6 protein-coding genes are annotated in these 7,181 nt (G+C 48.9%); all 6 read right to left on the bottom strand.

Annotated elements, in window-relative coordinates:
- Positions 1–297 precede the first annotated feature (297 nt).
- Positions 298–1,887, bottom strand: a complete 1,590-nt coding sequence (locus ACE3MQ_RS18895) for a LysM peptidoglycan-binding domain-containing protein (protein WP_379395493.1) — start codon at positions 1,885–1,887, stop codon at positions 298–300.
- Between the two features lie 158 nt (positions 1,888–2,045).
- Positions 2,046–2,924 carry a branched-chain-amino-acid transaminase gene (gene ilvE, locus ACE3MQ_RS18890; RefSeq protein WP_379395491.1) on the bottom strand — a complete coding sequence of 293 codons (879 nt, stop codon included), beginning with the start codon at positions 2,922–2,924 and terminating at the stop codon, positions 2,046–2,048.
- Entirely contained in the window at positions 2,924–3,823 is a 900-nt protein-coding gene (gene pheA / locus ACE3MQ_RS18885; protein ID WP_379395489.1) for a prephenate dehydratase, read from the bottom strand. Before pheA ends, ilvE begins: the two co-directional genes overlap by 1 nt.
- On the bottom strand, positions 3,820–4,788 hold the full coding sequence (gene thrB / locus ACE3MQ_RS18880) for a homoserine kinase (protein WP_379395487.1): 969 nt from the start codon (positions 4,786–4,788) through the stop codon (positions 3,820–3,822). The genes pheA and thrB overlap by 4 nt, the downstream gene beginning before the upstream one ends.
- Positions 4,785–5,855 (bottom strand): threonine synthase, encoded by a 1,071-nt coding sequence (gene thrC / locus ACE3MQ_RS18875; protein WP_379395485.1) that lies wholly within the window; start codon positions 5,853–5,855, stop codon positions 4,785–4,787. Before thrC ends, thrB begins: the two co-directional genes overlap by 4 nt.
- 33 nt (positions 5,856–5,888) lie before the next feature.
- Complete coding sequence (locus ACE3MQ_RS18870) at positions 5,889–7,175, bottom strand: homoserine dehydrogenase (protein WP_379395483.1); 1,287 nt, start codon at positions 7,173–7,175, stop codon at positions 5,889–5,891.
- Between the last annotated feature and the right edge of the window lie 6 nt (positions 7,176–7,181).

The following is a 7,181-nucleotide window of genomic DNA, read 5'->3' as shown; positions in this document are numbered from 1 at the left end:
ATGAAACCCGCTCACTCGTTGTTCAGTTTTCAAAGATCAACTTCGTTTCTCGTGCGTCGCTTCGTTTCAGCGGCGACTTAAATAATATAACATATATATTTTTAGATAGCAAGCACTTTTTTTGATAGAAATCATATAATTTAAAACTTGCCATCCACCCCCGCAAAAAGCATCCTTATGATCTTTTATTGGGACATTTACTATATCATATGTTGCGAGCATTCAGCAAGCGAATTGGCAATCAATAGATTAACAAAAAAAGAGAGAGGTGCCAGCGCACCTCTTCTTCGGGCTTTACTAATTGTTAATCCAGGGGTTTCTCCGACCTCTGTACTTTTTTCTGGCTGTTGGCTTTTTCGACTTAGATGCAGATTCTCGTCCCTGTTGCTTGCTTTTCTTAACCTCAGAAATGTTAACCTCTTTTTTGGCTTGATTCGGGGTATCCGCCGTTTGATTAGCACCGGAAGCCCGCTCTTCAGCTTCATTATTCGCCTGAATTTCCAGGCCTTCCTCTCTTTTACCGCCTTTGTAGCACTCTTCTTGCATGGAGTCGGGAGCTCCGTATCCGCCTAACGGTGATACAGGCACATTCGGCATTCCTCCTGGGTACGAGTGAGCAAAATAAGGTGCGTTAGCATAAGGCTGTATCGGCGGCTGATGTCCGGAGCAGCCACACGGTGAATATGAATGCATCGACTCATAATAAGGATTATGCATAGGATACGGATAAGGCATGTTCGGGGAAGCATTGGCCGCATATAAGGGAGCATTGTTTGATGAGAGCTGGGCCTGCCCCCAATAACTATTGTCGCCTCCAGGATACGGCGCATTCGGCCCGTAATGCTCTGGCATCGCATTTTCCTGCTCAGGATAGCTGTACGGTTCGTAAGTATGATACGGTTGATGCCCATAGTGAGTATAATGCTCCGCAGGAGCACAAGGGTTAACGTATTGAGGCGATTGGTAGTCCGGCGCACCCGAAAGCCCTGGATACTCCCCCATAGCGGAATCATTGGGCCAAGCCGGCGGAAAATCATAATAGGAGGATACCTTCTCATTCTCAGTATGATAAGGATAGAATAAGTTATCCGGCTGCTTGCCGTGATCCGGGCATCCGCAAGGTGGATAGGGCATCTTTTGCTCCGCCATCAACATGGGTGGCTGCTTGACTTGAAATTGGTATGGCGATATAAGCTCAGGGCAATGCTTTTTGGGCAGGCAAGGAGGCTCTTCATATTTGGTGGGCTTGATCTCCATTTGGGGAAGCTGCTGCGGAATAACAGGCATGACATTTTCAATGATTTTAATATTCTCGACCTTGACGCTTTCCAGCTTAATACTTTCGGGCTTGGCAATTGGAACGGGATTGGGGTTCTCCGTGATCGGCTTGATATTTTCAGGTTTGACATTCTCAGGCTTAATATTTTCCGGTTTAATGTTCTCGGGTTTGATATTCTCTGGCTTGATATTCTCCTTAGGAGCCGTATTTTTCTTCCCAGCCGAACCGATCGGGGCCGGATTAGCTCCCATATTATCGGGCGGATTGTTCGACCCCGAAGATGCCGGGCCTGGAATATGGATAACCTCTCCGACTTTAAGAACGTTGGGGTCGCTTAATTGGGGATTCGCATTCACCAGAGTCTGTAAAGGCAAGCCCCAGGCTTTGGCCAGTTTCCATAAAGAATCGCCCTGCTTCACCGTATGCTTGTAGATAATCCCTTCTTCTACGGGAACAGCCGTAGCCGGAATTTTGACCTTCATTCCTACGCTAAGCTCATCTGGGTTGCTGATTTGCGGGTTGGCCTCAATCAACTTCTGCAAAGGAACATTATACTTTTTTGACAAGTCAAACAAAGTATCTCCTTTTTTTACAATGTGTATTTTCACGTGCTAAAGACCTCCTAGGTTTCTTCTCCGGACCGTGATCTTCGCCCGGGGCCCATTTAATACATCCTATGCAGAAGCCCGGCTTTTGACATCCATGTAACGAAAAAAACCTATCCTTCTTTTATTAAGAATAGGATAGGTTTCCCGATAAACGCCGATTACCAGACTTTCAAGCCGTCTTTATCAACAATGCTGCGGAATTCCTCGAGCAGTTGGAGCGTGATCGGCCCCGCATGACCTTCGCCAATAATGCGCCCATCCACTTCGCGCACAGCAATGACCTCAGCCGCTGTTCCCGTAAGGAACACCTCATCAGCCACATAGACATCATGTAGCGTGAAAGGCTCTTCCTTAAGCTTATAGCCCTTCTCATTGCAAATATCGATAATCGCCTGCCGGGTAATTCCCTCTAGCGCCCCTAAATAGCATGGAGGTGTCGTAATAACTCCGTTCTTAACGATAAAAATATTATCTCCAGAGCCCTCAGTCACGTAACCTTGCGAATTTAGCATAATCGCTTCTCCCGCTCCCGAGAGGTTGGATTGGATTTTAACCAAAATGTTGTTGAGATAGTTCAGTGACTTGATCTTAGGATTCAGCGCGTCCGGAATGTTACGCTTCGTGGAGACGGATACTGTCTTCAAACCGGTTCTGTAAGCTTCCTCTGAATAAATCGCAAGCTGCTCAGCAATGATAATAACCGAAGCCTTAGGACAGCGATCCGGGTCTAAACCCAGGTTGCCGGCACCACGAGACACGACAAGACGGATATACCCATCGCGGAGCTCGTTGCGGCGAAGCGTCTCGACTAATGCATCCTCCATCTCCTGATACGACAAGGGAATGTTCAGCATGATGGATTTTGCGGAATCGTACAAGCGATCCAAGTGCTCTTTGCATCTAAAAATATTTCCGTTGTAGATGCGAATTCCTTCGAATATCCCGTCACCGTATAGAAAACCGTGATCGTACACGGATACTTTTGCATTTTCCTTTGTTACAAATTGTCCATCTAAATAAATCCATTGTTCTGCCATTATTTTCGCACCTCCAGTTTTTGATTTTTAACAGAATAACTCGGGTAAGATCCGAGTATGCGCACTTGGCAGCCTAAAGCCTCAATCTCCCCAATGGCTGACTGCAGAAGGACAGACTCTAGGGAAGATAGAACATCCATGTAAAAATAATAGCTTCCAAGCCGTTTCTTCGTAGGTCTCGATTCAATGCGGGATAAATTCAGCTTGCGCCAGGCAAACGCTGACAGCACTTGATGAAGCGCACCCGGAAAGTCTTCGGGAAGAGTAACCAGGATACTCGTCTTATCTTGAGCCGAATCTTTTCGATTCAGTTGGAGCGGCTCCTGCCCGATCAGAACGAATCGGGTATAGTTGTTATCATGATCCGTTACCTTCTCCGCTAAAATATCCAGACCATGCGTCTTAGCGCCTAATGCTGTGCCAATAGCCGTCCAGCCCTCCCCGGGCCGCTGCTTAACCAGCTTTACGGCTTCCGATGTGCTTGCCACATGCTCCAGCTCCGCTTGAGGCATATGGGATTTCAAAAATTGCATGCACTGTGCCATAGCTACCGGATGGGACAGCACTTTGGTTACTTTTGAATAGTCAAGAACATTCGCATCCGATTCGGATATAAACTCTGCTCTGTCACCGATTAAATTTTGAATGGACGGGTATACCCACTCCACTTGCATTGGAATGTCCACTTCATGAACAAGCCAATCCATATGCAAGCTAACGGAGCCCTCAATCGTATTTTCAACCGGGATCACGCTATACTGGCTTGCTCCACTTGTCGTCGCCAAAAACACATCTGAAATCTGCTTGCAGTGGAGCAATTGAACCTGCTCTTCACCAAACAGATGAAGAACCGCTTCATGAGATACCGAGCCTTCCGGCAGCAACGCTATCACTTTCATGCTTTGACTTCCCCTTTTATGGAATCGATAAACTGTTCACTCTTCTCTATAGTAAGCGTCACAGCGCCTTGTGTGCAAGGTTTCAGCCAAATCGTCTGCGCCGGAATGTCCTGTTCGCTAAGCACCTCTACTAAAAAACGTTCTAATTCCGCTCCCCGGTTCTCGCGCCGATCGGTCAGTGCAAGCAGCGTCGGCCCGGCTCCGCTAAGGGCGGCACCCAGGGCGCCATGCGCTGTCGCCTCCTCCAATATCCGCTCCATCCCAGGCACCAGAGGAGCACGGAAAGGCTGATGCAACCGATCCTGCATCGCCGAGCGGATCAGATCCAGCCTGCCGGAAGCCATCGCAGCGGTAAAAAGAGACGTTCTGCTGATATTAAAAACCGCGTCGCCTAAGCTCACCTGTTCAGGGAGTATTTGGCGTGCTTTGGATGTGGAGAGATGGAACTGGGGTATTGCCACCAGAACCTCCAGATCAGCCGGCGGCTCGATCCGAAGATATTCAGCGTGGGTTCCATCCCAGACGGCCGTGATCAACCCGCCGAACAGAGAGGCGCCCACGTTATCCGGATGGTTCTCGAGCGTCGTAGCCATATCGAACAGCTTAGCACGATCCAACGGGGAACCGATTAGCTCATTCGCGGCGACAAGTGCACCGACGATCGCCGATGCACTGCTGCCAAGTCCTCTTGTGAGCGGTATATCCGAGTACATGGAAATTTCCATTTCGGGAAGGGATACCCCCGCTTCACGAAATACGGATTGAGCTACTTCATAAATAAGATTGCTTTTATTTGTAGGAATCCCCTTCATTTGATCCCCGTATAAATGAATCTCTGTCGCTTCCGCAGGCTTCATCTCGATCCAGGCGTAAAGCGATAAAGCCATGCCGAGCGTATCGAAGCCTGGCCCTAAATTCGCCGTACTGGCCGGTACTTTTACACGCACGCCTGCTTCGGATATCATTCTTGCTCTCCTTGCAGCTTCGCAATGGCCGCCATAACCGCTTCTTCTGTATCCTTCACTACAAGCGGCTCGCTGCCAATGCTCTGAATCGCAATATTAGGATCCTTCAAGCCATGACCGGTCAGGACGCAAACTACGGTTTCTCCGCCTTTGAAATAACCTTCGCGATGGAGCTTATACACGCCTGCTACAGACGCAGCAGAAGCCGGCTCGGCAAAAATCCCCTCACGAGCAGCAATTGTCTTATAGGCGGTCAATATTTCATCATCGGTTACGTAATTAATTTGGCCTCCGGATTCCTCTGCTGCTGCTACCGCTGTTTTCCAGCTTGCCGGATTACCGATGCGAATTGCTGTCGCTACTGTCTCAGGCTCCAGAATCGGCTCCCCTTTAACGATAGCCATGGCTCCTTCCGCTTCAAATCCAACCATGCGCGGAAGCGAGCTGCTCTTGCCGAGCTCATGATATTCCTTGAAGCCTTTCCAATAGGCAGAAATATTGCCTGCATTGCCGACCGGAATAGCCAGCACGTCCGGAGCTTTGCCTAACTGATCGCAGACTTCGAAGGCTGCCGTCTTCTGTCCTTCGATACGATAAGGATTCACCGAGTTCACCAACGTAATCGGATGCTTCGCCGTGATGTCACGGACGATTTCCAGCGCACGATCAAAGTTGCCTTCAATCGCAATCACCTTGGCTCCGTATATCATCGCTTGCGCCAGCTTGCCAAGAGCGATATTATTGTTCGGGATCAGGACGATGCAGTTAAGTCCTGCCCGGGCCGCATATGCCGCCGCTGCTGCGGAAGTGTTTCCGGTGGAAGCACACATAATCGTGTTGCTGCCTTCTTCAATCGCTTTAGCCACTGCCATAACCATTCCCCGGTCTTTAAAAGAACCCGTCGGGTTAAGGCCTTCGTATTTGAAATACAAATCGAGCCCCAATTCCTCCGACAAATTATCCGCACGAACGAGCGGCGTATTCCCTTCATGCAAAGTGAGCATCGGCGTTTTGTCGTTAACCGGCAAAAATTGTTTGTACGTATGCAGCAATCCAAGATATCTCATGAAATAAAAACCCCTTTATATATTAGGAATAAACTAACCTTCAACCCGGTATACACTCTTGACGCGACGGATGACTTTCAGCGTCTCGAAATGCTTTAATACTTTATCCATGTTCGCTTTAGTCGCATGATGAGTAACAATAATGATTTCAGCATCCGGCGTATGCTCATTCGGCGATTGTACAACGGATTCCAGACTTACATCGTATTCCCCGAACACCTGGGTAATTTGAGCGAGCACGCCCGCTTTGTCATCGACTTCAAGCAGCAGGAAATTTTTATACGCTATTTGCTCATCGCTCTTCAGCTTCTTCTGCTTATAAGGCACCATCGCTTTCAGGCCGTTAACCCCCAGCTTAAGGTTCTTCACAACTGCAACCAGATCTGCCACTACCGAGGTAGCCGTAGGCATTTCTCCGGCTCCCGCTCCATAGAACATCGTCTCGCCAACCGCTTCACCGTGTACATAAACTGCATTGAACACGCCGTTGACCGCTGCGATTGGATGGCTCTTCTTCACCATTGTCGGCTGAACGCTGACACTGAACTCATCATCTTGGCGATCAGCGATGCCAAGCAGCTTCATCTCGTAACCGAGCTTTTTCGCATAGGCGATATCCTCTTTGGACACGCTGGAAATGCCGCGAACATCCACATCGCCAAGCTCTACATTCGTACGGAAGCCTAAAGTGCCCAGGATCACCATTTTCCGGGCCGCATCCAAACCTTCCACGTCGGAAGTAGGGTCAGCCTCTGCATAACCGAGCTCTTGAGCTTCTTTGAGGACATCCTCATAGGAGGCATCCTCCTGGCTCATCTTGCTCAAAATATAGTTCGTCGTCCCGTTGACGATCCCCATGATCTTAACGATTCGATCCGAAGAGAAACCTTCAATCAACGTTCGAATGATCGGAATGCCTCCGGCCACGCTCGCTTCAAAGAATACGTCGCACTGCTTCTCCAGCGCCTTGGCCATAATTTCCGTACCGTAAAGGGCCATTAAATCCTTATTCGCCGTCACAATATGTTTACCGCGCTCCAATGCTTCGAGAATATACTCTTTAGTCTTGTCAACGCCGCCCATCACTTCGACGATAACGTCAATTTCCGGATCGCGAATGACTTCCCACGGATCTTCGGTAAGCTTGCTTTGATCGATCTCAATGCTTCTTGCCTTCTCGAGGTTTTTAACCGCGACCTTTTCAATGATAATCGGAGATCCAACCTGACTGCTCAAATCCTCTTGGTGACCTTCGACGATGCGCACGACGCCAGTTCCTACGGTGCCAAGCCCCAGTAATCCTACCTTAACGGGTTTCATTATGAG

Origin of the sequence: Paenibacillus lentus, assembly GCF_042714055.1 — a bacterium.
Classification (GTDB): domain Bacteria; phylum Bacillota; class Bacilli; order Paenibacillales; family Paenibacillaceae; genus Fontibacillus; species Fontibacillus lentus_A.
Note: the sequence above shows the minus strand (reverse complement) of the source record. Positions and strands in the feature narration are given on the sequence as shown.